Genomic DNA, 25,447 nt, shown 5'->3' on the forward strand with positions numbered 1-25,447 from the left:
GATGCCGCTATTTCCCATAATTCTTTGTAAAAAGAGCGGATCCGGCTGGCTGCATGTGGAAAATGGGCACAAATAGCTTCAAGATGCTGTGCACGGTCCCGGTAATAAGGAATAGACTGTTTGGGAAATGAAGCGTCATCGTATCAAGCAGGTGTACGGGAACTTGTTTGCCAAGCAGGCGCGGCACCCGCTCGTGAAGACCTCCTCTTTCAAAACCCATGCCAAGTGTTGCACCCACCGGGAAAAGAGCATGCCGCCGCTGGAATTTTCAGGCGCATCCGCCCCATTCAGAAGAAGTTTCGAGCACCGCCACGTTATGCCTGGTTTGAGCTAAAATGACTGCTGCTGTTAATCCGCCGATACCGCCGCCGATAATAAGTGTATGCACAAAATCACCTCTTTTCTTTAGTGTGAAGAAAGAAAAGAAATCTTGCAATGTTAAACTCGTTCAGAAAGGAAGATAGAACATGAGATATGCGATCCTGGGCGATCTGCACTCAAGTGTAGAGGATACAAAAGCAGTGCTGAAGCAGATTGAATGCTGTGCACCAGATGCAGAAATTATGGGACTTGGTGATTTATATGAATGCAGCATCCGCAGGCGAAAAGCAGCCACAACAAGAGGTATTTCAATGGAAAAAGCGGCGCAGATACCGGAAGAGTTTGCACCGCTTCTCACTTTTCCATCTGTCCGGGGAAACCAGGAAGAGCGGATTATGCTTGTGACCGGCTGTCATGATTTTGCTCATCTGCCGGAGGAATTAACAATCGACGGCGCCGTGTTAATGCATGGACATCAATGGAAATGGGCAAAGGGCTGGCTGCCGGTCCTGCCCAAAACTGATCCGCCGCTCGTTTTTTTCGGGCACAGTCATACAGCCGGGCTGTACCGGAAAGGAAAACCGCTGCCATTCGAATATGGAAAGCCGATCCTTTTAAAGAAAAAGCGGTATGGGATTAACGTCGGTGCCGTCTGGCAGTCCCGTGAATGGGTGCTGTACGATTCGACGGCGCGGACCGTTACATTTATGAAAGCTTTGTAAATAAGAAAACACGATAATGGGCTTGTCGTGTTTTTTATTTAAAGCAGCGTTTTTTTATTTGAATTCAGCTGTATTTCCTGTTTTTCCAGATTCATTTATTTTGTTTTTTTGATTTTTACATGATAAAACGCGCCGCATAGCAGCATAAAAGAAATGTGCCAAACACATTAAAAAGGGAATCGGTCAATCCATCTAAACAACAGGGTTCATTCCAAAAAACGTTTGAATTGAAAAGAACCCTCCTTCTATAGGAAAAGAAAGAGGGTTCTTTCAGTTAACCGCCAAGAAAAAACAAGACGATCGGAATAGTGAGAATACTCAACAGCGTTGTAATCAATGTTGTAAAGGAAACGAGGTCGGGTTCTGTGCCGAATTGAATCGCAAACATGGTCGTATTCGCTGCAGCCGGCATGGCTGCCAGAAGAATCATCACGTCCTTTAATAAATCATTGGCCGGTATAAAAGAGACGATGGCGGCAGCGAGAAGCGGTGATACAATCATACGGATCACAGAGACCGCGTTTACGTATTTGTATTCGACCCGCTTTGTTGCAATCACTGCCAGCTGCATGCCCAGCACAATCATCACGGTTGGAATCGAAGCATCTGCCACTAAGCTGATCGCGTCCATAAACGATGGCGGAATCGAAACATGCAGCAGCTGAAGCAAGACGCCGAGAAAGGCTCCGTACAAAACAGGCATCCGCACGACCCGCTGAAGCGACTGCTTTAAGGTCGTTTCTTCTTCGCCGCCAAGAGACGCCGCAAATAAGCCGATTGTATTCATTAGAAATGATTGAAAGACCATAATAATAACCGCGTATTCAAAGCCTACAGCGCCAAAAGCAAACAGCACAACGGGTGCTCCGTAATTGCCGCTGTTCATAAAAACACCGCCCAATACCATCGCCGCCATTTTTTGGCGGCCGGCTTTCATAAAAAAGCCGGTAATGAGTACGACGACAATGAGGACAAGCGATAAAACGAGGCAGAAAACCGTAATGTACACGTATTCCATCGTTAATTTGTTGGCATAAAAGGTTCGAAAGGCAAGAAAAGGCGACATTAAATAAAGTGCAGCCATCGAAATTGAGCGAATTTCAAATCCGATCCATTTTTGTCCGAGATAACCAGTTAAAAAAATCAGGAATGCTGGCAGCACAATCATAAATAATTCCAAAACGAGATCATCTCCGTCCCATTTCAACTCTTTCTTTATCATACCAAAATTTTTTGTCGAAAACAGGCGAATTTCCATTCCTTGCTATAGGCGAGCGGAGCTGATTCGTGTACAATACAAGATGTTGTTTTTCAGAAGTAGAGAGAAATTATCTGAAAAAACCGACTAGTCGGTTAAAATATATGTTGGAGGAAAGTATGAACGAAACAAAACAAGTAAAAATTGTAACAGCTGATCCGTCAGCAATCGGCTTATTCGGATTAGCCATTGTCACACTTGTCGCTTCATCCCAAAAACTGGGCTGGACAGATGGATTGTCTCTAGTGATTCCGTGGGCCATTTTTCTCGGCGGTATTGCGCAGTTTTACGCATCTATTTTAGACACAAAGCACAATAACACATTTGGTGCCTCTGCTTTTGCAGCATATGGCCTGTTTTGGATGGGAGTCAGCTTATCATGGCTGATGAATCTCGGTGTATTTGGCCAGATCCTGCAGGAAAATGCGGATATGCACCAGCTTGGTTTTGCATTTATCGGTTATCTTATTTTTACGGTCTTTATGACGATTGGCGCACTAGAAACAAATAAAGTGCTGTTTATCATTTTCTTTTTAATTGATTTCTTATTTATTGGGCTGTCCCTTAGCTCATTTGGCATTATGGAGCATGCGGCGCATCAGCTCGCTGCCTACTCAGAGCTGCTTATTTCACTGTTCTCGTTCTACGGAGCAGGCGCGGCTGTGCTGAACACGCATTTCGGACGCGAGTTTCTTCCGGTTGGCAAGCCGTTTGGCATCATTAAAAAAGGGTAAAGGATGTTCCGTCGGCGATTTGGCCGGCGGGCTTTTTTTTATGAAGTGAAAGGGCTATAATGGGGGCATTGAACACGATTGGGGTGATTCGGTTGGACGCCTTGCTTGAGAAACAATATGACATCATGGACGTCAGCCTGCTGGCGGGAAAAATTATGCTGGAAAACGGCGCCGAGACGTACCGGGTAGAGGATACAATGATGCGAATTGCCCTGTCATACGGTATTGAAGAATCGCACAGCTTTGTAACGCCGACAGGCATCATGTTTTCGATTGAAACAGACGAACCGACAAAAACAAAATTAATACGGATTTCAAAACGAACGACGGATTTATATAAAGTAAGCGCGGTGAATGCTATTTCCCGGCGGATCAGTGCGGGGGAGCTGACCGTTTCCGAAGCATACAAGGAGTTAAAAGCCATTCAGAGAGCGCCCATGTTTTTTTCTTTTTTGGTACAGATTGCAGCGGCGGCTTCAACGAGCGGCTGTTTTGTGATTTTACTGAAAGGATCATGGGACAATATGATTCCGGCGATGCTGTCTGGAGCACTTGCTTATTTTCTTCTATTAAAAGTAGCGGATATCGTCCCGACGATGTTTTTCTCCGAATTTATTGCGGCTCTTGCCGGCGGCGCGGCTGCGTACGTGTTATTCCGGCTCGGGCTGGGCAGTGATCTTGATCGAATTATTGTCGGTACACTAATTCCGCTCGTTCCCGGCTTGTTAATTACAAATGCGGTCCGTGACTTAATGGCTGGCCACTTTCTTTCCGGACTGGCCAAAGGAGCAGAAGCGCTGTTAACCGCTCTTGCCATCGGAACAGGAATCGCTGTTGTCATGACGTTTATTTAAGGAGGGTGCGGGCATGACCGTTTTAACAAATATGTTTTTCAGTTTTGTGGCAGCCGCAAGCTTCGGGGTTATGTTTAATGTACCGAGAAGCCTGCTGTTCAAGTGCGGCACCGTCGGTATGGCCGGCTGGATGGTGTATTATTTTTTATCCGAGCACAGCATTGATTCGCTGCCCGCAACGATTGCTGCTTCCTTTACCATCGCATTGATCGGCCATGTATACGCGAGGGTGTACAAAACGCCGGTTATCATTTTTACGATTGCCGGGATTATTCCGCTCGTTCCTGGAGGCACGGCGTATCGAGCGATGCGTTCGTTTGTACAAAACGATTACAATGCCGGCATTAATCTGGCGGCAAAGGCATTTATGATTTCGGGTTCTATTGCACTCGGACTGATCTTATCCGATGTATTTTACCAGCTGATTTTGAGGAAAAAAGCGCCTGCCGAAAAAAAGCAGGCATAGAAAGAAGGGGCACTTTGCAAAAAATAAAACCATACTTACTGCTTATTTTAGTGATGATGATTTGGGGATTTAACGTGCCGCTTATTAAAATACTGGTCAGCACAGTCGAGCCGGTGACGATCACCGCATTTCGTATTTTCACGGCATCACTTGTTGTATTTATTATTTTGACCAGAATGGGAAAAGTTCATTGGCCCGCTATTTATCATTGGAAGTACATTTTAGGCGGCGGCTTGTTTAACGTTTTTTTTCATCACTTGTTTTTAGGGCTTGGTGCAGCTGGAACAAGCTCTGTTCATACAGGCATTATATTGGGACTGGGCCCGATTTTAACGGCCTTCATGTCCGTTCTTTTTTTCCAGCGGGGATTGTCCGCGTTGCGGGTGCTTGGCTTTTTAACAGGAACAGCAGGTGTGCTGGTGACAGTACTGGGCGGAGGAGCTGGATTAGGAGGATTTGTGCTTGGCGATTTGTTTATTTTCTTCTCGATTACAGCCCAGGCCTTCAGCTTTATTTTAGTGAGCCGCGCTGCGCGTGATATCGATCCGCTTTTGTTGACCGGTTATATGCAGCTGTTCGGTTCATTAGGACTGTTTATGACGAGCTTCCTTTTGGAGCCGAATGGCCTCGCATCGCTTCAAAACGTCCATTTCCAAACCGTCATTGTGTTCCTTGTCTCTGCAGTCGGAGCAACAGCGGTCGGCCATTTAGTGTACAATAATACGATTACAAAAATCGGCCCGGCCGAAGCGGCGATTTTTTTAAACTTAAATACTTTTTTCTCAATCGTCGGATCTGCGGTAATTCTGGGTGAACCGATTTACTATTATCACTGGCTCGGGCTGCTGCTGATTGTGCCGGGTGTGTTAATGGGATCAGGCGCACTAGAAGAAATGATTCGCAGGCGCAGGCGCGCTGTAAGATAAACAAAAAAGCCCGGCTTCCGTTTTTAAAACGGAAGCCGGGCTTTTTTAAAGTGTTTGCGCGGTTTCACAGTTTTTCTTTTTCAAAAGCGGACAGTAGGGGCATTTCTTGCACCCCGGCACTTCCTTGTATAAGCAGCACGTCAGCCGGCTAAAGTTTGCCATTGCCTCCTCTGGTTTCTGCTTGCGTAAAAATCGTTCATATTGCGGCAGAAGCGCAAGGTCGCGGGTATCCTTTAAAATATGCACATACATCCAAAGCGCATAACCGAAAATATTTTCCCGGGAAATAACTGCTGGCAGCTTAGCTTCTTTCGCAATGGTTTGGATCACCGGCTCGGCCAGCCGGTTCAGCAAAAAGTCCGCTCCTTCGTCACCGCAGGAAATCCAATTTTCATGCTTCAGCCGAAATAAAAGAGGCCATCCGTCTCCGCCTCCCATGACGATCTCCACTTCATCAGGATTACCGTCCCATATGCGCCGCTCTTTTGAAAAAACGGCCAGGTGGCCGGCAAGAAACAGCCCATACCGCCGCATAAACATCGATGCCGCTGCTGGAAGAGACGTTACCTTCAATTTCTGCTCTGCCGAAGTCATCAGCAGCTGTATGTGATCAGTCCATTCTGTTACGGTCCCTATTGTTTGGCCCTCATCCGTAAAAGCAAACATAGCACGGTCCACGCCGGCCGCCCCCTTTTTTTCTTTATTATAAATGAATGTCATTCTCACAATCAATGTAAGCCGTCCGCCGTGTCGTTCGCTTCTTTCTTTCATACCGTGTGAGTAAACGAAAGGAGTGGCAGCAGATGAAAAAATGCGGCTGTCGTCGATGCGGTTGCAAAAAAAATCCTAACTTCCGTCCTGGAAAAAAATCGAGTGAAAAGGGAGAAGAGAGCGGACGGGCGAAAAGAAAAGCAGCATCTTCTGAGAAGAAAAGTTCTTTATCTAAAAAAAGATAAGAGAAAAGCAGGTATTTAGGAGTGTTTCACACTGCCCAATACCTGCTTTTTTCATATTTTTTTAAATTTTTGTTAGAAAATCTGACAATTCGCAACATTAAGGCAGAATTTATGGTATATTAAATTCATCAAATAAACAAAGTTGTTCAAAAAATAATAAATGAACAATAATGTATAAATAGAAAAGGAGGTACATAGAATGGAACTGATGATGCGTAACGTATTTCAATTCATTGGACAAAATCAATCGGCTAATAAATTAGCAAAGAAATATGGACTGCGTTTCGGTGCCGGCCGGTTTGTTGCCGGGGAAACAATCAGCACGGCCATTCAGGCGGTAAGAAAATTAAATACAGAAGGCAAAGTGGTCACGCTGGACCATTTAGGTGAATTTGTTTTTACAGAAGAAGAAGCAGCCGAATCAACCGCTATGTGTATCCAGACACTTGATGCCATTGCTGAAGCGGGTGTTACATCGAATCTATCATTGAAAATGACATCGCTTGGTCTTGATATCAGTAAAGAGCTATGCATGCGGAATATGCGGAAAATTTTAGACCGCGCCGTACTTCACAATAATTTTGTCCGAATCGATATGGAAGATTACGCACACGCCCAAATCTCTCTTGATATTTATAGAGAGCTTCGCCTTGATTACGATAACGTCGGAATTGTCATTCAGGCGTATTTATATCGTACAGAGCAGGACATTGCGGACTTAAACGAGCAAAGAGCCAATCTTCGCCTCGTAAAAGGCGCTTACAAAGAGTCACCGGAGGTTGCGTTTCCAGAGAAAAAAGATGTAGACGATAATTTCAAAAAAATCATCAAGCAGCATCTGCTGAATGGAAATTATGCGGCTGTAGCGACACATGACGAGGACGCCGTCGCTTACACGAAAGAACTTGTCCGCACACATAACATTCCAAAAGAGCAATTTGAATTTCAGATGCTGTACGGAATTTGTGAGGATCTGCAAAACAAGCTGGTAGAAGAAGGCTACAAAGTTCGTGTATATGTACCATACGGAAATGACTGGTTTGGATATTTTACAAGACGTCTGGCAGAACGCCCGGCAAACGTCTGGTTTGTACTAAAAAACTTATTTTAATTAAAAGGAGACGGTAAAGATGACAACTACAATCGAGCGCACACCATTTAAAAACGAGCCATTCACAAACTTCGCGGATGAAGCAAACAAAAAAGCGATGCAGGATGCACTGGCAAAAGTAAAAAGTGAACTTGGCGGTACATTCCCACTTGTAATCAACGGAAAACGAGTAGAAACAGAAGAAGTACTAACATCTATTAATCCAGGGAACACAGATGAAATTGTCGGCTACGCATCAAAAGGAACATCAGAGCATGCGGAAGCAGCGATGCAGGCGGCACTAGCAGCATTTGAATCATGGAAGCACACAGCACCGGCAGAGCGCGCTGAGTATTTGTTCAAAGCGGCAGACTTGATGCGCCAGCGCAAGCATGAATTCTCTGCAGCGCTTGTATACGAAGTAGGGAAGAACTGGGCAGAAGCGGATGCAGATACAGCAGAAGCGATTGATTTCATGGAATTTTACGCACGTGAAATGATCCGTTTAAGCGAAACGAGCAAGCACCAGCCGTTAACACAAGTAGAAGGGGAAAAAACAGAGTTAACGTATATTCCGCTTGGCGTAGGCATCGTGATTTCACCATTCAACTTCCCGCTGGCGATTATGGCTGGAACAACGGTTGCTTCGATTGTGTCAGGAAACACAGTCATCTTAAAGCCGGCAGATTCTGCTCCAATCGTTGCGGCGAAATTCGTTCAGCTGATGGAAGAAGTCGGCCTGCCGGATGGCGTGTTGAACTTTGTACCGGGCGATGGCATTGAAGTAGGAGAATACTTGGTAGAGCACCCGAAAACAAGATTTATTTCCTTTACAGGCTCTCGTGCTGTTGGCTGCCGTATTTACGAGCGTGCTTCAAAAGTACAGCCAGGCCAACTATGGCTGAAGCGTGTCATAGCTGAAATGGGCGGAAAAGACGGCGTCGTCGTAGATGAAACAGCTGATCTAGATGCAGCAGCAGCGGCAATCGTTGCTTCAGCATACGGCTTCCAGGGTCAAAAGTGTTCAGCGGGCTCCCGTGCGATTATCGTTGAATCTGTTTATGACGAAGTGGTTGAAAAAGTAGTCGCGCTTACGAAAGAACTTCAAGTGGGCCTTCCGGAAGAAAATGCATCAATCGGACCGGTAATTGATCAAAAATCATTCGATAAAATTATGGGATACATTGAAATCGGCAAATCAGAAGGCGTTTTAAAAACAGGCGGCCAAAAAGCGGAAGGAAACGGCTATTATATCGAGCCAACGATTTTCGCAGATGTAGATCCAAAAGCGCGTATCATGCAGGAAGAAATCTTTGGCCCTGTACTGGCAATGGCTAAAGCCGCGGACTGGAAAGAAGCAATTGCGATTTACAATGACACAGAATACGGCTTAACAGGCGGATTCTTCTCTAAAGAAGAAGATCGTTTGAGCTATGCACTCGAAAACATGCATTGCGGTAACTTGTATTTAAATAAAAAGTGCACAGGCGCTTTGGTTGGCGTGCACCCGTTTGGCGGATTTAATATGTCCGGCACGGATTCAAAAGCGGGCGGGTATGATTACCTTCTTCTCTTCACGCAAGGGAAAATGCTGGCACGCAAGCTGTAAGAGTGAATCTCGAGCTGCCTTTCTGGCTTTTCAGGTCTTGAAAGGCAGCTCTTCTTTTATCAAAAGGGGGAGAAGGAGAAATGGATATCCAATTACTTATTCCAATTGGCATATACATGGTGGGGATGCTATTGATCGGCTACGCAGCGTACAAACGAACATCGAATTTATCAGATTACATGCTTGGGGGCCGCTCGGTTGGACCGGCTGTTACAGCTCTTAGTGCAGGCGCTTCTGACATGAGCGGATGGCTGTTAATGGGGCTTCCCGGGGCAATGTATGTACAGGGGCTGAGTGCTTCCTGGATTGCGATCGGTTTGACGATCGGAGCTTTTTTAAACTGGCTGTATGTCGCACCTCGTTTACGTGTGTACACAGAGATTGCGAACAATTCAATGACCATTCCATCTTTTTTGGAAAACAGATTTGGGGACCGCTCTAATTTGCTCCGGCTGACATCCGGACTTGTCATTATCGTCTTCTTTACATTTTATGTATCATCAGGCATTGTTTCCGGCGGCGTGCTGTTTGAAACCTCGTTTGGGGTCGATTACAAAGTCGGTTTGTGGATTATTGCCGGTGTTGTTGTCGCATACACATTATTTGGTGGGTTTTTAGCCGTCAGCTGGACGGACTTTGTTCAAGGACTTATTATGGTAAGCGCTCTCATTTTGGTGCCGATCGTAACCATTATGAAAATTGGCGGCATCGGCCCGGTTTTCACAGAAATGAATGCGATGAATCCAGATCTGTTTAATATCTTTACCGGGACAAGCGTTCTTGGCATCATTTCATTAATGGCATGGGGACTCGGCTATTTCGGGCAGCCCCATATTATCGTCCGCTTTATGGCGATTACTTCTGTGAAAGAAATTAAAAAAGCACGCAATATCGGCATGAGCTGGATGATTTTCTCGGTCTGCGGTGCCATGCTGACTGGGTTCCTTGGTCTCGCTTATTACTCGCAGCAGCAGGGAGAGCTTGCCGATCCAGAAACCGTCTTTATTACATTGAGTGAAATTTTGTTCCATCCATTTATAAGCGGCTTTTTGCTGGCGGCATTGCTGGCGGCTGTCATGAGTACAATTTCTTCGCAGCTTCTTGTGACGTCAAGCTCATTGACAGAAGACATTTACAAAACGTTTTTCCACAGGTCTGCATCCGACAAAGAATTGATACTGATCAGCCGCGGTGCTGTGTTGGTGGTTGCTGTTGTGGCTGTTGGCCTGGCACTTAATAATAACAGTACCATTCTTTCGCTTGTCGGCTATGCATGGGCAGGGTTCGGCGCTGCATTTGGCCCGGTTATTTTAATGAGTTTGTATTGGAAACGAATGAACAAATGGGGAGCACTGGCTGGTATTATCGGCGGCGCTGTAACGGTTATCGTTTGGGCAAGTATTCCGTCTTTGGCAGGACTGCTGTATGAAATTATCCCAGGCTTCTTTGTCAGCACCGTCGCTGTCTGGGCAGTCAGCTTAATGACACCTGCGCCAAGCGCACAACTAACCCGCTCATATGAAAAATACGAGGAAACGGCATAAAAGAAAGGATGAATCCAATGATCGCGGCAGCAAAAACAGAGCAGCTTAATGTACTTGAACGTACACAACTTGTGATGGAGCAGGCACTGAATAAAATGTCCTACGGAAAAGACGTCTACGAATTGTTAAAAGAACCGCAGCGCTTACTGACGGTCCGAATTCCAGTTCGAATGGATGACGGTACTACGACTGTTTTCACCGGCTGGCGCGCCCAGCACAATGATGCAGTCGGCCCAACAAAAGGCGGCATTCGTTTTCATCCGGACGTAACGGTAGAAGAAGTGAAGGCGTTGTCGATCTGGATGAGTATGAAATGCGGCTTGGCCAACCTGCCGTATGGAGGCGGTAAAGGCGGCATTCAATGTGATCCGCGGGCTATGTCGATGGGTGAACTTGAACGCCTCAGCCGGGGGTATGTCCGGGCGATCAGCCAAATTGTCGGACCGACAAAGGATATTCCGGCACCGGATGTATATACCAATGCACAAATCATGGCCTGGATGATGGATGAATACAGCCACATTCGCGAATTTGATTCACCAGGGTTTATTACCGGTAAACCGCTTGTACTCGGCGGTTCACTTGGACGGGATTCCTCAACGGCTAAAGGTGTGACCATCGTAATGAAAGAAGCTGCTCGTCTCGCTGGTTTTTCTGTGCAGGGAGCACGGGTGATCATTCAAGGCTTCGGAAATGCGGGCAGTTATCTGGCCCAGTTTCTTCATAAAGAAGGCGCGATTATCGTCGGTGTATCTGATGCATACGGTGCTCTTTATGACCCTGATGGACTCGATATTCCGTATTTGCTTGACCGCCGCGACTCGTTCGGAACGGTTTCAAATTTAGTAGAAAACTGCATTACAAATGAAGAGATGCTGCAAAAACCATGTGATATTCTTGTGCCGGCAGCCATTTCGAATCAGCTGACAGCAGCCAATGCGCCTCACATTCAAGCAAAAGTGGTAGTGGAAGCGGCCAATGGTCCGACGACGCTGGAAGGAACGAAAATCCTCACCGAACGAGGCATCCTTCTTGTGCCGGATGTATTGGCAAGCGCCGGCGGCGTGATCGTCTCTTATTTTGAATGGGTGCAGAACAATCAAGGCTACTACTGGACAGAACAGGAAGTAGATGAAAAGCTTGAAGCGATCTTAACAGCTGCTTTTACGAGTGTGTATAACACAGCCCAGCAGCACGAAACAGATATGCGCCTTGCCGCTTACATGGCGGGACTGAAGAAAATGGTTGAAGCTTGCACGTACCGTGGATGGGTTTAATAAAGGAGCGCCCTTTGGGTGCTCCTTTTTTCTACTGAAAAAGATGGATGAAGGAGAAAGGAAGGATGCAGGGTGTCTTTTAAAATAGGCTTTCGCACGGTGAAAACAGCTGTGGCTGTGTCGGCAGCGATTGCCGCCGCAGGGTTTCTTCAGCTTGAGTTTTATGTATCGTCCGCAATCATTACAATCTTATGTGTGCAGCATTCACGCCAGAAGTCGCTTCAAAGCGCCCGTGACCGCTTTTTTGCCTGCATGCTGTCGATCCCGTTTTCATTTGTTTTTTTCGAAGGATTCGGCTACCATCCGCCTGTGATCGGCGCGCTGCTGCTGGTTTTTATTCCATTGACGGTTATGCTGAAAATCAATGAAGGCATCGTGACAAGCACGGTCATTCTCCTGCATATTTACGCGTTTGGCCATATGACAGCAGCGGTTGTGTTAAATGAAATCGGCCTCGTGGTGATTGGTATTAGCGCGGCACTGCTGGCGAATTTGTATATGCCAGGGCTTGAACGCCAGCTCGCCCTTCAAAAAGAAACGATTGAAGCACGCTTTAAACATCTGCTGATTGACGTTGTTCTTTCACTGCGGGACGGGAATCCCTGCTGGAAAGAGGCGGATCTTTTCCATACGGACCATTTAATCAAGGAAGCGCAGAAATTGGCAGCACGGGAGCAGGAAAACCATTTCGGCCGTTCAGATGACAGCTTCTGTGCTTATTTTAATCAGGCTGAGCAGAAGCTGGCCGCGCTGCGCCGCTTTCTGGATGTCGTTCCGCTTCATGAATCGAACGAAGAGCTGGCAGATTGGATCGAATCATTCAGCTACGGCAGCGAAATAAAAGATGGGAAACCTCCTCAGTCTGCCCGCCTTCTTCTTGCTATTTGGGAGATGAATCAGTTTATGGGCCAGCACCCCCGGTAGAAAGGACCCTTCCTTTTATGGTAAGTTAAATAAAAAGGAAGAAAGGGTTTTTTTATGGAACGCATCACCTTTCAGACGGTTCATCCGGACACAGCAGCGGCCGATGCAGGGCAGCAGCTGGCAAACTGCCATTGTATCGTCATTCAAAAAGGCGAGAATTATTATACAATCGAACAGCACGAAGCGGGCCTGCTTTCAGACGAGGGCACCATTGGTGAATGGCTGGAGAGAAACGGCTGGCTTCCATCATCAGCGGTTCAGGCAGAAGGAGAAGGCGATTGGGATTGGCGCCGGCCTGTCCTTTACGTACGGGACAATGGCATTGACCAGATTGTCACCCCGGCTATGCGGATCCGCCTTTTAACCGGATATTTTCATACACTGGCCGAAACGATTAATGATTCCGTGACGGCAGTTGACAGAGAAGGAACCGTTCTTTTCTGGAATACAACGGCTGAAGAAACGTACGGCATTTCCCGGGGAAAAATTATCGGGCAAAAAATCGGTGACCATTTCCAGGCCGAGTCGGTTGTACTTAACAGTGTTCTTCAGCATGGCCAGAACATCCGGGGGGAATATCACCGTCCGAATGAGACCAACCACGTGCTCATTAACGCTTCTCCGGTTGTGATAGATGGGAATATAGCTGGCGGCATTGCGACCGAGCACGATATTACCAATATGATGAAGCTGAATGACGAGCTCGATTCAGCGCTGCCCATGCATATACAGGCGAAAGATCCTTTTTCCTCTATTACGGGCAGTGATCCGAAGCTTGCGGCTTCTCTGGAAGCTGCGCGAAAAGCAGCGCACGCTAACATGCCGGTTCATTTAATGGGCGAGCCAGGCTCCGGGAAAGAAATGATGGCCCAGGCGATTCATTTCAGCGGCTCCAAAGCAGCCGAGCCGTTCGTTGCGATGAACTGCAGTGTGGTGCCGGAATCATTGCTTGAAATGGAGCTGTTCGGCTATGGAAACGACAGCCAGACGGGCAAGCTGAATCAAGCGTGGGGCGGCACATTGTTCATTGGAGATATCGACAAGCTGCCAGCACCGCTTCGGGACCGGCTGTTTGCTTCCACGGAGCACGTCCGGCTTATTACCGCCTCCAGCAGCCCAATCGTACTTGATCAAACAATGGCGATCACCATTGACATTCCGCCGCTTCGAAATCGGAAAGAAGATATTCTGCCCCTCGTAGAAACCTTCTTAAAAGAATTTAGCGCCAAATACAACAAACCAATGGATACGATCAGTCCGGATGCGGCGCTCATGCTCACTGAGCATGAATGGCCTGGCAACGTACGCGAGCTCCGCAATGTCATCGAGCGCTGCGTTCTGCTTGGCGACGGGCCGGTACTCACCAAAAAGCACCTGCCGGAGGATATGGCCCGCCCCGCTAAAACAGATGAGGCGGCCGCCATCGAGCAGGCACTGCAAAAAACATACGGCAACAAGTCCGCAGCCGCCACTCTGCTCGGCATTTCCAGAGGCACGCTTTACAACAAAATGAAAGAATACGGACTTTAATACAAGAGCCAGCTTCCTGTTGCGGGGAGCTGGCTTTTTCACATTTTTCGGCCGAAAATTGGATGCTCTGATCCGGAAAAATAACTTTTGGGCCGGAAAGTCTCTGTTTAAGGCCGGATTACAGTTTTTTCGGCTCAAACAAACACCATTGCGGCCCAAAATAAAAAATCCGATCTAACAGTGCTTAGGTATGTTCTTGTGAAAGGTCATATCCCACTATAAACCGAAAATGTTAATATGGAGGAAAAGAGAAATTTGGTGATAGCATGGAAAATTTTATTGAAAACCTACAAGGCTCTTTATATAAAGGATTCATCAATCAGCATGAAGCAAAACCGGGAAGCTTCAAGCCACAGCTTCTCGTTAACAATGCAGCAAAAGGAGAAAATGTTTTAACGACACTTTTAGAAGAACTGGATAAAAGTCAGTCGTTTCTTTTTTCAGTAGCATTTATTACAGAAAGCGGCTTAGCGACATTAAAATCCAAATTGCTTGATTTAAAGGACAAAGGGATTCGAGGACGTATCTTAACATCAACCTTTCTAAACTTTAATCAGCCAAAAGTGTTTAGTGAGCTAATGAAAATCGAAAATATAGAAGTGCGCACCACAGCTATTAAAGGGTTTCATGCAAAAGGGTATATTTTTGATCATGGGAGTTCGTTTTCCCTAATTGTCGGCAGCTCTAATTTAACAGCGCATGCCTTGAAAGTAAATTATGAGTGGAACGTTAAACTTACCTCACATGAAAATGGGGAAATTGTTCATCACTTTAAAGACCAGTTCGAAGATATATGGGAAAAGGCTGAAGTTTTAACGCAGGATTGGATTGATCGTTATGCAGTGACGTACGCGGTAAGCCAGGAGCAGCGAGCCATGCAGCAAGTAATTGAGCCACCAACCCATTATGGAAGTAATGCTGTACAAACAGCTCTCGAAATTATGCCTAATAAAATGCAACAAGCTGCTCTTCAGCAAATTCAAGCTCTTCGGGATGAAGGAAAGCAAAAAGGATTGGTCATTTCAGCGACCGGCACAGGAAAAACCTATTTATCGGCTTTTGATGTGCGGGCTTTTCGTCCAAAAAGAATGTTATTTATTGTGCACCGGGAGCAGATTTTACAAAAAGCAATGAGCGACTTTAAAAAAGTGCTGGGTGGTGATGAGGCCGATTTTGGCATTCTTTCTGGAACTTCCAAGCAGGTACATGCAAAGTATTTGTTTGCGACCATTCAAACGATTGCTAAGACAGATGTATTGAATCAGTTTGATCCTAAAGCATTTGATTATCTGTTAATAGATGAAGTACATAAAGCAGGGGCAAAATCTTATATCAATGTAATGAATTATTTTCAGCCAGCTTTTGTAATGGGGATGACGGCAACGCCTGAACGGACCGACGATTTTAATATTTACGAGCTATTTGATTAAAACATTGCTTATGAAATTCGCTTGCAAGAAGCGTTAGAAGAAGATATGCTCTGTCCGTTTCATTATTTCGGCGTCACGGATTTAGAGATTAATGGCGAACTTATTGATGAAGCAGCCACTTTTACGGAGCTCATTTCGGAGAACCGAATTCAGCATATTTTAGATAAAATTCAGTACTATGGCTTTTCCGGTCAGGCAGTGAAAGGATTAATGTTCTGTAGCCGAAAAGAGGAAGCAAAAGAGTTGTCTTCTAAGTTAAATGAGCGAGGATACCGCACAGTGGCTTTGACAGGAGATGACTCTCAGGAACAGCGCCTTCAGCGAGTAGTAGAACTTGAGAATGGGGAGCTAGATTACATTTTAACCGTAGATATTTTTAACGAAGGAATTGATATTCCATGTATCAATCAAGTTGTGATGCTTCGGCAAACGCAGTCGAGCATTGTATTTATTCAGCAGCTTGGGCGCGGACTGCGTAAGCACGAATCAAAAGATTTTGTTACGATCATTGATTTTATTGGAAACTATAAAAATAACTACATGATCCCGGTTGCTCTTTCAGGTGATCAATCACAAAACAAAGATAACATTCGACGGAAAACCGCGGAAACGAATTATATTTCTGGCACCTCGACGATTAACTTTGAAGAAATCGCGAAAAAGCAAATCTTTAAAGCCATTAACAACAGCACGTTAAATACGGCCAAGCTTTTAAGAGAAGCTTTTATAAATTTAAGAAATAAAATTGGCCATACACCACTTTTACATGATTTTATGGCCAATCATTCAATTGATCCTGTTGTGCTTGTCGAGACGTATAACAATTACTATCAGTTTTTAAAGAATATAAAAGAAGAAGTACCAATGGCTTTAACAGAATACGAGCAACAAATTTTAACGATGCTTTCGTTAGAGCTGTTAAATGGGAAAAGACGTCATGAGCTTGTCTTGATAGAAAAATTGCTTCAAGAAGATTCAGTGGAACAAGAAATCTATTTGGACAATCTAAGAGAAGAAGGCTGTTTAATAGATAAGCAAATCCTACAATCTATACAACATGTTTTCGATTTGTCCTTTTTCACACAAAACACACGTAAAAAATACGGTGATGAACCGGTTATTGTATTACAAAACCATATATATCGCTGGAATGAAAAAGTATACGCCAGCCTTTCACAAAACGTATTTTTCAAAAATCTTGTAAAAGATATCCTTCAAACAGCCGTTGAAAAAAGTAAAAAGTATGAATGCAGTCAGCGATTAACACCTTATGAGAAATATTCCCGCAAAGATGTGTGTAAACTGTTAAACTGGGAAAAAGACGAAAGCTCTACTATTTACGGGTACAAACCAAAAAACGGGACATGTCCCATTTTTATCACCTACCATAAAAACGAAGAAGTAGAAGCGAGTGTAAATTACGGAGATGAATTTATTAGTCCAGAATTGTTAAAATGGTATACGAGAAGCAACCGAACGCTTCAATCCGATGAAGTGCGTAAAATTATTCATGCACAACAAACAGATCTTGATATTCATATTTTTGTTAAAAAAGATAACGATGAAGGTACGGATTTTTATTATTTGGGACAAGCAATGCCAGACAGTAAAACGGTAGAGCAAGCGACTATGTATGATAAAAATCAAAAGGAAATTCCGGTTGTCCGTATGAATATGGTAATGGAACATCCGGTTGAGCATTCTTTGTATCACTATTTAACCGAAGGAGCCAATTAAAATGAAAAAAACAGTCCGTGTAGTAGGAGCGGTCATTGAAAATGAAAAAAATGAAGTTTTATGTGCATTACGTTCTCCAGACATGACCTTGCCAAACTTATGGGAGTTTCCAGGAGGGAAAATTGAAGCGGGCGAAACACCTGAAGAAAGCTTAAAGCGTGAAATTCAAGAAGAGTTAGCTTGCGAGATTGAAGTGGGAGAGAAAATTGAAGAAGTCATGCATGAATATGAAGCAGTGATCGTGAATTTATTAACCTATCGCTCTCGTATTTTAAGCGGCCTTCCAACAGCTGAGGAGCATGCAGAATTGCGCTGGGTTTCGCGAGATCGATTGAATGATTTAGAATGGGCCCCTGCCGACATTCCTACTATTACCCAACTGATGAACGGATATTAATTTTGCTGGAGTGGGAACTCAGGAAAGGAACTCCGCGACAGAGAAAGCACAGACCCTGTTACATTTGTGGCAAGGTCTGTGTAGCTTTTATTAAGAGATAAAAAAAGATAGTTTAATAGAAAAGTTACCAAATTGGTTGAACTATACAGCTTTCCCCGTTTTTCTTCCATTTCCACCGCCTGCAGAACCCCTCCAGCTGCGTTTCTCTCACAATTGTATATGTAAATTTATTACATATAATAACTGTCTGAATAGTCATATTTCCATCCTTAGATCATGTTATAATCATCCTAATATGGAATATAAAAAGCGGTATGTAAGCGTTATCTTTTTTCGGAAAAAAGTACATAAGGGATCCATTTCTTTACAGGAACATTATGTGAAGCAGGAGGGGCATCATGGAGATATTCAAAGGGAAGCCTGTTAATCAAAACTGTTGTACAAACGACGTCTCGACAGATGAAATGGCGTCTATTATAGATTTACATACATGGATGATTAAAACACTCGCCAGCGGCGATTCACTGCAGACAACGATACAAGCACTGACATCAAAGCTTGAGGAGCATTTTCAACGGAAAACGCACTGTTCACTTTTAATGGTGAACGAAGAAAACAGGCTTACTGTTGAATATGCACCGACCCTTCCTCATGCGTATCAGCAGGCGATTCATCTTGTTGAAGCAGGGCCGACAATTGGATCATGTGGAGCTGCTGTCTGCCGAAAAGAAACCGTTATTTCTCCTGATATTGAGAATGATCCACTTTGGAAAGGTTTTTGCGAGGATGCTCTTCGTTTTGGGCTCAAAGCCTGCTGGTCGAGTCCGATTTTAGTAGAAAACCGTGTTGTCGGTACATTTGCTGTTTACCACTCAGAGGTTTGCACGCCTGCTGCTCATGAAATCGAAATGCTTGAAACGTGTGCCAGCCTGGCAGGGCTTGCGATTGAGCGGGACCGGCGGATCAAGCTGGAGAAGCAACTGCAGGAAAGTGAGCAGCGGTTTAAATCGCTGTTTGATTACTATCCTGACTCTGCTTATATTTTTTCACTAGAAGGTCATTTCCTAGATTTTAATCAAGAATCAGAGCCACTATCCGGCTATAGAAAAGAGGAGCTGCTCGGGAAAGGCTTTCTTCCGTTCATTGCCTCTCAAGATAGAGAAAGAGTATGGGGTCATTTTAATGAGGCAAAGAAAGGAATCGTCCAGCATTATGAATGCAGGGTTGAACATAGAAAAGGAAATCATTTAATTGTAAGCTTGACCAATGTTCCAATTATGGTGAATGGCGAGGTTGTAGGTGTATACGGAATCGGCCGCGATGTTACCCGCGAGAAGGAATTGGAAGACGAACTGATGACAACTCATCAAGAAATGGACTACCTTTTTAAAAACCATTCAGGACTTATTTTTAAATATAAAAAAGAAAATGGGCAGTTTATCCATACATTCGGAGAAGGACAGCTGCTCAAGCGGATGGGTTTAAAGATAGAAGAAGCGATTGGAAAAACGCTGTATGATTTTTTCCCGGCAGAGCTCGCCGCGCGAAAAGAGAAATTTTATCAAATGGGCTGGGAAGGAAAAGAAGCTGCCTATGAAGTAGAGCTGCAAGATATTCATTACAATGCCGTGCTCAATCCAGTTTTTAAGGATGGCCAGGTTACAGAAGTGATTGTGACGTGCAATGATATTACAGAGCTGAAAAAAGCCCATGAAGAGCTGCGGGAGACAAAGGAGCTTTTAGAGTCTTTTGTAAACAATACCGCCGATGCGATCGTGACGGTGAACGGTCACAGCCAGATCACCTATGTGAATGAGGCATATGTGGATTTGTTTGGCTGGCGGGAAGACGAGCTGCTGGGCAAAGAGATTTTAAATGTGCCGGAGCATTGTAAGGAAACATTTACTCATCTTGCTGAGCTTACCTTTTTAGAAAAAAAGGTAAGCCAGTTTGAGACGGAGCGGCTAAGTAAAGATGGAAAAATCATTCCGGTCAGTGTGACACAATCTCCGCTCAAGGATAAAAATGGGACGGTAACCGGGGCATCCGCCATCATTCGGGACATTAGCGAGCAGAAAAGGACTGAACGAGAGTTAAAGGAAAACAAACAGCGTTATGAGTCTCTTTTCTACTTTAATCCGGACATCGTCTATAGTATGGATGTGAATGGTGCTCTGCTCAATACAAACCTTTCGTTTCATCAAGTATGGGGCTATACGCCTGAGCAAGTGAAAGGGAAAGGCTGGGAAACATTTGTAGGGAAGCAATCTTTTAAAGAAACGAAGCAGTATTTTGAGAGGGCATTACAAGGAACGCCGCAAAGCTATGAGACAGTCGGTATGCATCAAAACGGCGAAGAAGTAATGGTTCATGCGACGAATATGCCGATTATGGTAGACGGTCAAATTGTCGGCGTTTATGGAATTGCAAAAGATATAACCGAACAGAAGAAAGCGCAGCAGGAAATTCTTTCGTTAAAGCAACAAATGGAGCTGGTATTGGATTCAATTGGTGACGGCATTTACGCAATGAATGAAAACTGGGAAATCACTTTAATCAACCCGGCGGGCGCAAAAATGCTTAGTTATGATGTGCAGGAACTTTTAGGTAAAACACCAAAAGATACTTTCAAGCATCTATATGATCTGGAATGTTGTATGTCCTATCAAACATTGCTTGATGGGAAGAACCGCCATGTAACAGACGAGCTTTTTTATAGAAAAGACAGTACCAGCTTCCCTGTCGACTATATCGCTTCTCCTATCCTGGAAAACGGAGAAATTCGGGGGGTTGTGGTTGCTTTTAGAGATATTTCAGAAAAGAAAATGGCGGAAGAATATTTGCTGAAATCAGCAAAATTAGAAATGGCCGGACAGCTGGCGGCAGGAGTGGCTCATGAAATTCGAAATCCACTCACCTGCATTCAAGGGTTTATTCGATTATTGGAAGAAACGGACAAGCGTGAGCCGGAATATTTCTCGATTATAAGATCAGAATTTGAGCGGATTGAAGGCATTATTAGTGAATTCTTGGCCCTCGCTAAACCGCAGGCGCTGAACTTTCAGAAGAATGATATAGGGCTTATCCTTATGCAAACCGTCCATTTAATGAATGCCCAGGCGATTATGCATAACGTGGAGATTGTTACGGTGATAGAGGAGGGTCTTCCTTTATTTCAATCCGATAAACATCAGCTGAAGCAGGTGTTTATTAATGTGATAAAAAATGCGATTGAGGCCACTGCTTCTAAAGGAACATTGACCATTACCTGCAAAAAAACGAGTTCCCATCTTCATATTGAGTTTCAAGACCAGGGAGAAGGAATTTCGCCGGAAAGAATCAAGCATCTGTTTGAACCTTTTTACTCTACTAAAGAAAAAGGAACGGGCCTGGGGCTGATGGTCAGTTACAAAATTATCGAAGAACATAAAGGAATGATGCGGGTTGAAAGTGAGGAAGGAAAAGGGACAACGGTTCATATTCTTCTTCCTCTTGCATCCCGGCTCTTATAAAGTTTAAAAGAGTTTATGGTTTGTAAATAAAGGACTTTCGAATGGCTGTGTGGAAAAAGAATGACGTATAGAAGCAGTACCTTCCGTTGATTGCTGGAAGAATGAATATGAGAAACAGGAGTGATTGGAATGGCGGTTCAGCCATATTTAGTGTTTGATGGAAACTGCGAGGACGTTCTTTCTTTTTATGAAAATGTATTCGGCACAGAAGCTAAGCGAATGACATTCGGTGAAGCGCCGCCGCATCCTGATCATCCACTGCCGGAAGAAGCAAAAAGCCGCATTATGCATGCGAATTTGGAAGTAGAGGGTACAACGCTTATGTTTTCCGATACATTCCCGGGTACGCCATATGCACCGGGCAGCGCAATCAGCCTGGCGCTCGTTGGCTCGGATGTGGATAAGCTGCGTTCTTATTTTGAAGGACTAGCTGTAGGCGGAACGGTGACCATGCCGCTGCAGGAAACGTTCTGGAGCAAACTGTATGGGCAGGTCCGCGATCCGTTCGGTATTGACTGGCAGATCAGCTATAGTGAACAGTAAGAAAAAACGTGCCCCGGCTCAAAATGGCCGGGGCACGTTTTTTAATTTTCGATGATCGTATATGTTTGGGGCTGGACGGCCTGCATAAGCGGCGTTTCTTTTCTTGACGAAAACAGGTGAAGCTCATGCATCGCGCGGGTGCAGGCAGTATAAAACAAGTTTCTCTCCCATTCCCGTCCGTATACATCTTCAGATACGTTAAAAAGAAGAACCGCATCAAACTCAATCCCTTTCGCTAAATAAGCAGGAATGACAACCAGCCCTTGCTCAAACGTGTACGTTTCCTGGTCAAGTAGTTGAGCGGGAATGTGAGACGACAGCCACGCGTGTACACGCTGGCTCTCCTGCATTGTTTTACAGATCACAGCGATCGTCTGATGGTGGTCTCCTTCAAGCATTGAGCGAATACGCGTTAACAGCTTTTGCTGAAGGTCTTCTTCATGATTCGCATATGTTAAAGTCGGTTTTTTTCCTTCCCGGTTAAACGCTTCAATTTGTTCGCCGCCTTCGATCAATTGTCGTGTAAATTCGACGATCGGCCGGGTGGATCGGTAGCTGCGCGTAAGTGTAATTTTTTCATACGATTCCTTGTTGTCCGGTGTGTCCGTTAAAACGGATGATTCATTCAAGGCCTGCACAAAGATGGACTGGTTTACATCTCCCAGCAGCGTCATTTTGCTGTATGGAAACAGTGTTTTTAAATACGCAAGCTGAAAGGGTGAATAATCCTGTGCTTCATCAATAAAAACGTGGCGGATATGGGAAAAAGACTTTTTCCCTTTCAGTTGGTCTTGAAAATACAAATAAGCGGTTGCGTCTTCCCAGTCAAGGGTGTGCTGGTCCAGTGTCTCAAGTGTCTTGGCACAAACAGAAGCCCAAATAGGCGGGGCCGGCTGCGTACGTGTCTCGAACAGCTGCCGGAAATTGGCTCTTTCATCCACAAAGCCAAGCCGCTTTATCTTGTTTCTTAAAGGCTGGAATTGTTTGCGCACGACGCTTTTGCTTAAAATACGCCACTCCATGTCTACATCGTTAAAGGTATCTTCTTCCTTCGATTGTTTTTTCTGGCGCGCGCGGTATGCGTTTAAAAAATCTTCTTTATCTAAAAGCTCTACTTCGTCCCGCACCCATTCTTCGTTTTGTTCAAGGCGCTCCAATTTTTGAAGCTTTTTCAGCAGCCATTCCGATACAAGCTCTAACCGGTTCGGCAGCAAAATGGAAGTGGCTAATGTATAAAAGTGCTCTCTTATTTCTTCCGAAGAAATGAGAACTTTATCTTGAAAGACAATGTCGTGAAAAAGGAGGCCTTTCTGCGACAGAGAAGTGAGATAATCATCAATAATCTTTTTAAAATCGAGACTCGCTTTAAATTGAACAGATGCTGCTTCAGCAGGATTCTCCTGCTCTGTTCCCTCCAGCAAAAACTGTTCCAGCTGTTCAAACGGGCTTTGAACGGTGAAGACATTACCAATCCGGTCCTCTACATATTCTTTATAGGTTGTCTGGAGAATATTTTCCTCTCCGAGCTCAGGCAGTACCGTAGACACATAGCTATTGAAAAGAGGATTGGGGGAAAATAGAAGCATATTTTCTGCCCGCAATGTCCGGCGGTTGGCGTACAGCAAAAAAGCAATGCGCTGCAGCGCGGCCGATGTTTTTCCACTGCCGGCTGCTCCCTGCACGATCAGCGTCTGGCTTTTTTGATTGCGGATAATTTGATTTTGCTCCCTTTGAATGGTGGCCACAATATTTTTCATTTGCGCGCTTGATTTTCCGCCCAACACCGCCTGTAAAATATGATCGCCGATCGTTAAGCTTGTATCGAATTGGCCGGTAATCTCCCCCTGCTGAATGATAAACTGCCGTTTTAGCGATATTTCTCCTTCAATCCGGCCCTCCATCGTATCGTAAGCAGCGGGCCCTGTTGTGTAATCGTAGTACATGCTTGAAATAGGGGCCCGCCAGTCATAAATTAAAAAATTCTCCTGTGCTTCATCCATTAAGGAAGCGATGCCAATATAAATAGGTTCCGGCTTCGGTTCGCCGGATTCCTGGAAATCAATGCGGCCAAAGTAAGGGGAACGGCGCAGCCGATCCAGCTTTTTCAGCTCGTTAAACAGCTGCCTGTGGCTTCTTTCTCTTTCCTGAAGCAATTCGGCCTGCTGCTTAATGCCGGCTTGTGTTTCGATGACATCATCTGGCTCGTCCATATTGACAGTTACATCTTCCCAAAAGTTTTTGCGAAGACCGATAATACCTTCTTTCAAAGAGCCTGTTTTTTCTTTAATGTCTTCTTCCTTTCGGTCGATCAGATCAATCACTTCGTTTACACGCTGCTGTTCTTTCTGCTGTTCTGTTTCCTGGTTCATTCTCCAAACACATCCCGTTTTTCAAAGTTTTGCCTTCTACTCATTCTATATCACCTTTTCATGCTTTACTCAAATAACGTATGCACGGCTTGAACATAGTATTTCCAAAAAAACGGTCTGGATCGCATTCCGGGCAGTTTTATGATTCAATGAAAGAGAGTGTACATACTGAATAAGGGAGATGGTTCTTTGAAAACGTTACCGATTCAAAAGCACGGAGTAAACGCAAGCCGGCTAGTACTTGGCTGTATGGGATTCGGCGGAGGATGGAGCCGTGATGCCATTACTGAGGAGCAGGTCAAGCAGGCACATGAAGCAGTGGATGCGGCACTTGAGTCCGGTATTAACTTTTTCGACCATGCGGATATCTATGCATATGGAAAAGCGGAGGAAGTATTTGGCCGTGTCTTAAAGGAACGTCCATCACTGCGTGACAACATTTTAATTCAATCCAAAACAGGGATTACGTTTCCGGATAAAGAAGCAGGGCTGCCGACACGCTACAATTTTTCAAAAGAATACATTTTAAACAGTGTCGATGGCATCCTGTCGCGGCTGGATACGACGCACTTGGACACATTGCTTCTGCACCGGCCGGATGCGCTAATGGAGCCGGAAGAGGTAGCAGAAGCGTTTCATCAGCTGAAATCGTCTGGAAAAGTGCGTTATTTTGGCGTATCAAATATGAGTGCCGGGCAAATTAAGCTGCTGCAAAGTGCGATCAGTGACCGCCTTGTTGTGAACCAGCTGGAAATGAGCCTGCATAAAATCGGCTGGCTCGAATCCGGCGTGCATGTAAATCAGCCGGCATTTTGTGAAACGATTTTTCCTGAAGGCACACTTGAATACTGCCGGATGGAAAACATCCAAATCCAAGCCTGGGGTCCGCTGGCACAGGGAATGTATTCCGGGGCATCACTTGAAGAAAAACCGGAGACGGTGCAGGAAACAGCCGCACTTGTAAAGAGAATGGCGGAGGAAAAGAACACGACTACAGAAGCGATCGTACTTGCCTGGCTGATGAAGCATCCGGCCATGATTCAGCCGGTGATCGGCACAACGAGCCCGAAACGAATTCAGGCTTCGGCAAAAGCAGTCGATGTAGAAATGAGCCGGGATGAATGGTATACCCTTTATGTCGCATCACGCGGCGTGAATTTGCCATAAAGAAAACCTGCGCCAAGAGCGCGGACTTTTTTCAAGAGAGATCGGTCTTTTCCAAAAAGAAAGAAATGGATTTGCCGCGGC

General features: G+C 45.0%; 21 protein-coding genes and 1 pseudogene. 17 read left to right on the forward strand and 5 right to left on the reverse strand.

All coding sequences use genetic code 11. From position 1 onward, the window contains the following. Window positions 1–7: 7 nt before the first annotated feature. Both RG959_RS04420 and RG959_RS04425 read right to left on the reverse strand, forming a co-directional pair. Window positions 8–220, reverse strand: a complete 213-nt coding sequence (locus RG959_RS04420) for a hypothetical protein (protein ID WP_342796113.1) — start codon at window positions 218–220, stop codon at window positions 8–10. Between the two features lie 48 nt (window positions 221–268). Beyond that, window positions 269–388 carry an NAD(P)-binding protein gene (locus RG959_RS04425; RefSeq protein ID WP_342796114.1) on the reverse strand — a complete coding sequence of 40 codons (120 nt, stop codon included), beginning with the start codon at window positions 386–388 and terminating at the stop codon, window positions 269–271. A gap of 79 nt (window positions 389–467) precedes the next feature. On the opposite strand from RG959_RS04425, the gene RG959_RS04430 reads away from it, so the two are divergent. Continuing rightward, complete coding sequence (locus RG959_RS04430; protein WP_342796115.1) at window positions 468–1,043, forward strand: metallophosphoesterase family protein; 576 nt, start codon at window positions 468–470, stop codon at window positions 1,041–1,043. Window positions 1,044–1,317: 274 nt separating this feature from the next. Here the strand turns inward: RG959_RS04430 and RG959_RS04435 are convergent, their stop codons facing one another. Continuing rightward, a complete protein-coding gene (locus RG959_RS04435) occupies window positions 1,318–2,223 on the reverse strand; it encodes an AEC family transporter (RefSeq protein WP_251271389.1) in 906 nt (301 codons plus the stop codon). Between the two features lie 197 nt (window positions 2,224–2,420). Between RG959_RS04435 and RG959_RS04440 the strand changes: the two genes are divergently transcribed. The 4 genes from RG959_RS04440 to RG959_RS04455 are packed head-to-tail and all read left to right on the forward strand — an operon-like array spanning window position 2,421 to window position 5,281. Next, on the forward strand, window positions 2,421–3,035 hold the full coding sequence (locus RG959_RS04440; RefSeq protein ID WP_242232633.1) for an acetate uptake transporter: 615 nt from the start codon (window positions 2,421–2,423) through the stop codon (window positions 3,033–3,035). Window positions 3,036–3,094: 59 nt separating this feature from the next. Beyond that, window positions 3,095–3,889, forward strand: coding sequence for a threonine/serine exporter family protein (locus RG959_RS04445; RefSeq protein ID WP_242232634.1), 795 nt, complete (start codon window positions 3,095–3,097; stop codon window positions 3,887–3,889). A gap of 13 nt (window positions 3,890–3,902) precedes the next feature. Beyond that, the gene (locus RG959_RS04450) at window positions 3,903–4,355 is read left to right on the forward strand and encodes a threonine/serine exporter family protein (protein ID WP_342796116.1); all 453 of its coding nucleotides are present in this window, start codon (window positions 3,903–3,905) and stop codon (window positions 4,353–4,355) included. A 14-nt stretch (window positions 4,356–4,369) separates the two neighbouring features. Then, window positions 4,370–5,281, forward strand: a complete 912-nt coding sequence (locus RG959_RS04455; protein ID WP_251271394.1) for a DMT family transporter — start codon at window positions 4,370–4,372, stop codon at window positions 5,279–5,281. 45 nt (window positions 5,282–5,326) lie between these two features. Here the strand turns inward: RG959_RS04455 and RG959_RS04460 are convergent, their stop codons facing one another. Continuing rightward, a complete protein-coding gene (locus tag RG959_RS04460) occupies window positions 5,327–5,959 on the reverse strand; it encodes a hypothetical protein (protein WP_342796117.1) in 633 nt (210 codons plus the stop codon). Between the two features lie 125 nt (window positions 5,960–6,084). Here RG959_RS04460 and RG959_RS04465 point away from each other — a divergent pair, with 125 nt between their 5' ends. From RG959_RS04465 to RG959_RS04515, 11 genes and pseudogenes are all read left to right on the forward strand, one after another. Further along, window positions 6,085–6,237 (forward strand): hypothetical protein, encoded by a 153-nt coding sequence (locus tag RG959_RS04465; protein WP_342796118.1) that lies wholly within the window; start codon window positions 6,085–6,087, stop codon window positions 6,235–6,237. Between the two features lie 199 nt (window positions 6,238–6,436). Further along, window positions 6,437–7,348 carry a proline dehydrogenase family protein gene (locus RG959_RS04470; protein WP_342796119.1) on the forward strand — a complete coding sequence of 304 codons (912 nt, stop codon included), beginning with the start codon at window positions 6,437–6,439 and terminating at the stop codon, window positions 7,346–7,348. Window positions 7,349–7,367: 19 nt separating this feature from the next. Further along, window positions 7,368–8,936, forward strand: a complete 1,569-nt coding sequence (pruA, locus tag RG959_RS04475; RefSeq protein WP_342796120.1) for an L-glutamate gamma-semialdehyde dehydrogenase — start codon at window positions 7,368–7,370, stop codon at window positions 8,934–8,936. Window positions 8,937–9,016: 80 nt separating this feature from the next. Further along, window positions 9,017–10,480, forward strand: a complete 1,464-nt coding sequence (gene putP, locus RG959_RS04480; protein WP_342796121.1) for a sodium/proline symporter PutP — start codon at window positions 9,017–9,019, stop codon at window positions 10,478–10,480. 17 nt (window positions 10,481–10,497) lie between these two features. Next, entirely contained in the window at window positions 10,498–11,757 is a 1,260-nt protein-coding gene (locus tag RG959_RS04485) for a Glu/Leu/Phe/Val family dehydrogenase (protein ID WP_342796122.1), read from the forward strand. 72 nt (window positions 11,758–11,829) lie between these two features. Continuing rightward, a complete protein-coding gene (locus RG959_RS04490) occupies window positions 11,830–12,681 on the forward strand; it encodes an aromatic acid exporter family protein (RefSeq protein WP_342796123.1) in 852 nt (283 codons plus the stop codon). A 54-nt stretch (window positions 12,682–12,735) separates the two neighbouring features. Next, the gene (locus RG959_RS04495; RefSeq protein ID WP_342796124.1) at window positions 12,736–14,211 is read left to right on the forward strand and encodes a sigma-54 interaction domain-containing protein; all 1,476 of its coding nucleotides are present in this window, start codon (window positions 12,736–12,738) and stop codon (window positions 14,209–14,211) included. A gap of 266 nt (window positions 14,212–14,477) precedes the next feature. Beyond that, window positions 14,478–17,378 (forward strand): annotated as a pseudogene (locus RG959_RS04500) (DEAD/DEAH box helicase). A 1-nt stretch (window position 17,379) separates the two neighbouring features. Beyond that, window positions 17,380–17,775 (forward strand): 8-oxo-dGTP diphosphatase MutT, encoded by a 396-nt coding sequence (mutT, locus tag RG959_RS04505; RefSeq protein WP_342796125.1) that lies wholly within the window; start codon window positions 17,380–17,382, stop codon window positions 17,773–17,775. A 398-nt stretch (window positions 17,776–18,173) separates the two neighbouring features. Next, window positions 18,174–21,287 (forward strand): PAS domain S-box protein, encoded by a 3,114-nt coding sequence (locus tag RG959_RS04510; protein WP_342796126.1) that lies wholly within the window; start codon window positions 18,174–18,176, stop codon window positions 21,285–21,287. A 129-nt stretch (window positions 21,288–21,416) separates the two neighbouring features. Next, window positions 21,417–21,830 (forward strand): VOC family protein, encoded by a 414-nt coding sequence (locus tag RG959_RS04515; protein WP_342796127.1) that lies wholly within the window; start codon window positions 21,417–21,419, stop codon window positions 21,828–21,830. Window positions 21,831–21,871: 41 nt separating this feature from the next. On the opposite strand, the gene helD is transcribed toward RG959_RS04515, so the two are convergent. Next, window positions 21,872–24,199, reverse strand: a complete 2,328-nt coding sequence (gene helD / locus RG959_RS04520; protein ID WP_342796128.1) for an RNA polymerase recycling motor HelD — start codon at window positions 24,197–24,199, stop codon at window positions 21,872–21,874. Between the two features lie 189 nt (window positions 24,200–24,388). Between helD and RG959_RS04525 the strand changes: the two genes are divergently transcribed. Further along, on the forward strand, window positions 24,389–25,366 hold the full coding sequence (locus RG959_RS04525; RefSeq protein ID WP_342796129.1) for an aldo/keto reductase: 978 nt from the start codon (window positions 24,389–24,391) through the stop codon (window positions 25,364–25,366). Window positions 25,367–25,447 lie beyond the last annotated feature (81 nt).

Origin of the sequence: Domibacillus sp. 8LH (assembly GCF_038806185.1) — a bacterium.
GTDB classification, from domain to species: Bacteria; Bacillota; Bacilli; order Bacillales; family Domibacillaceae; genus Domibacillus; species Domibacillus indicus_A.

Bases quoted from the DNA above. Each gene is read 5' to 3' on its own strand.
- RG959_RS04420 (WP_342796113.1), bottom strand. From the start codon at position 220: ATGGGTTTTGAAAGAGGAGGTCTTCACGAGCGGGTGCCGCGCCTGCTT.
- RG959_RS04430 (WP_342796115.1), top strand. From the start codon at position 468: ATGAGATATGCGATCCTGGGCGATCTGCACTCAAGTGTAGAGGATACA.
- RG959_RS04440 (WP_242232633.1), top strand. From the start codon at position 2,421: ATGAACGAAACAAAACAAGTAAAAATTGTAACAGCTGATCCGTCAGCA.
- RG959_RS04445 (WP_242232634.1), top strand. From the start codon at position 3,095: ATGGGGGCATTGAACACGATTGGGGTGATTCGGTTGGACGCCTTGCTT.
- RG959_RS04450 (WP_342796116.1), top strand. From the start codon at position 3,903: ATGACCGTTTTAACAAATATGTTTTTCAGTTTTGTGGCAGCCGCAAGC.
- RG959_RS04465 (WP_342796118.1), top strand. From the start codon at position 6,085: ATGAAAAAATGCGGCTGTCGTCGATGCGGTTGCAAAAAAAATCCTAAC.
- RG959_RS04470 (WP_342796119.1), top strand. From the start codon at position 6,437: ATGGAACTGATGATGCGTAACGTATTTCAATTCATTGGACAAAATCAA.
- pruA (WP_342796120.1), top strand. From the start codon at position 7,368: ATGACAACTACAATCGAGCGCACACCATTTAAAAACGAGCCATTCACA.
- putP (WP_342796121.1), top strand. From the start codon at position 9,017: ATGGATATCCAATTACTTATTCCAATTGGCATATACATGGTGGGGATG.
- RG959_RS04485 (WP_342796122.1), top strand. From the start codon at position 10,498: ATGATCGCGGCAGCAAAAACAGAGCAGCTTAATGTACTTGAACGTACA.
- RG959_RS04495 (WP_342796124.1), top strand. From the start codon at position 12,736: ATGGAACGCATCACCTTTCAGACGGTTCATCCGGACACAGCAGCGGCC.
- mutT (WP_342796125.1), top strand. From the start codon at position 17,380: ATGAAAAAAACAGTCCGTGTAGTAGGAGCGGTCATTGAAAATGAAAAA.
- RG959_RS04510 (WP_342796126.1), top strand. From the start codon at position 18,174: ATGGAGATATTCAAAGGGAAGCCTGTTAATCAAAACTGTTGTACAAAC.
- RG959_RS04515 (WP_342796127.1), top strand. From the start codon at position 21,417: ATGGCGGTTCAGCCATATTTAGTGTTTGATGGAAACTGCGAGGACGTT.
- helD (WP_342796128.1), bottom strand. From the start codon at position 24,199: ATGAACCAGGAAACAGAACAGCAGAAAGAACAGCAGCGTGTAAACGAA.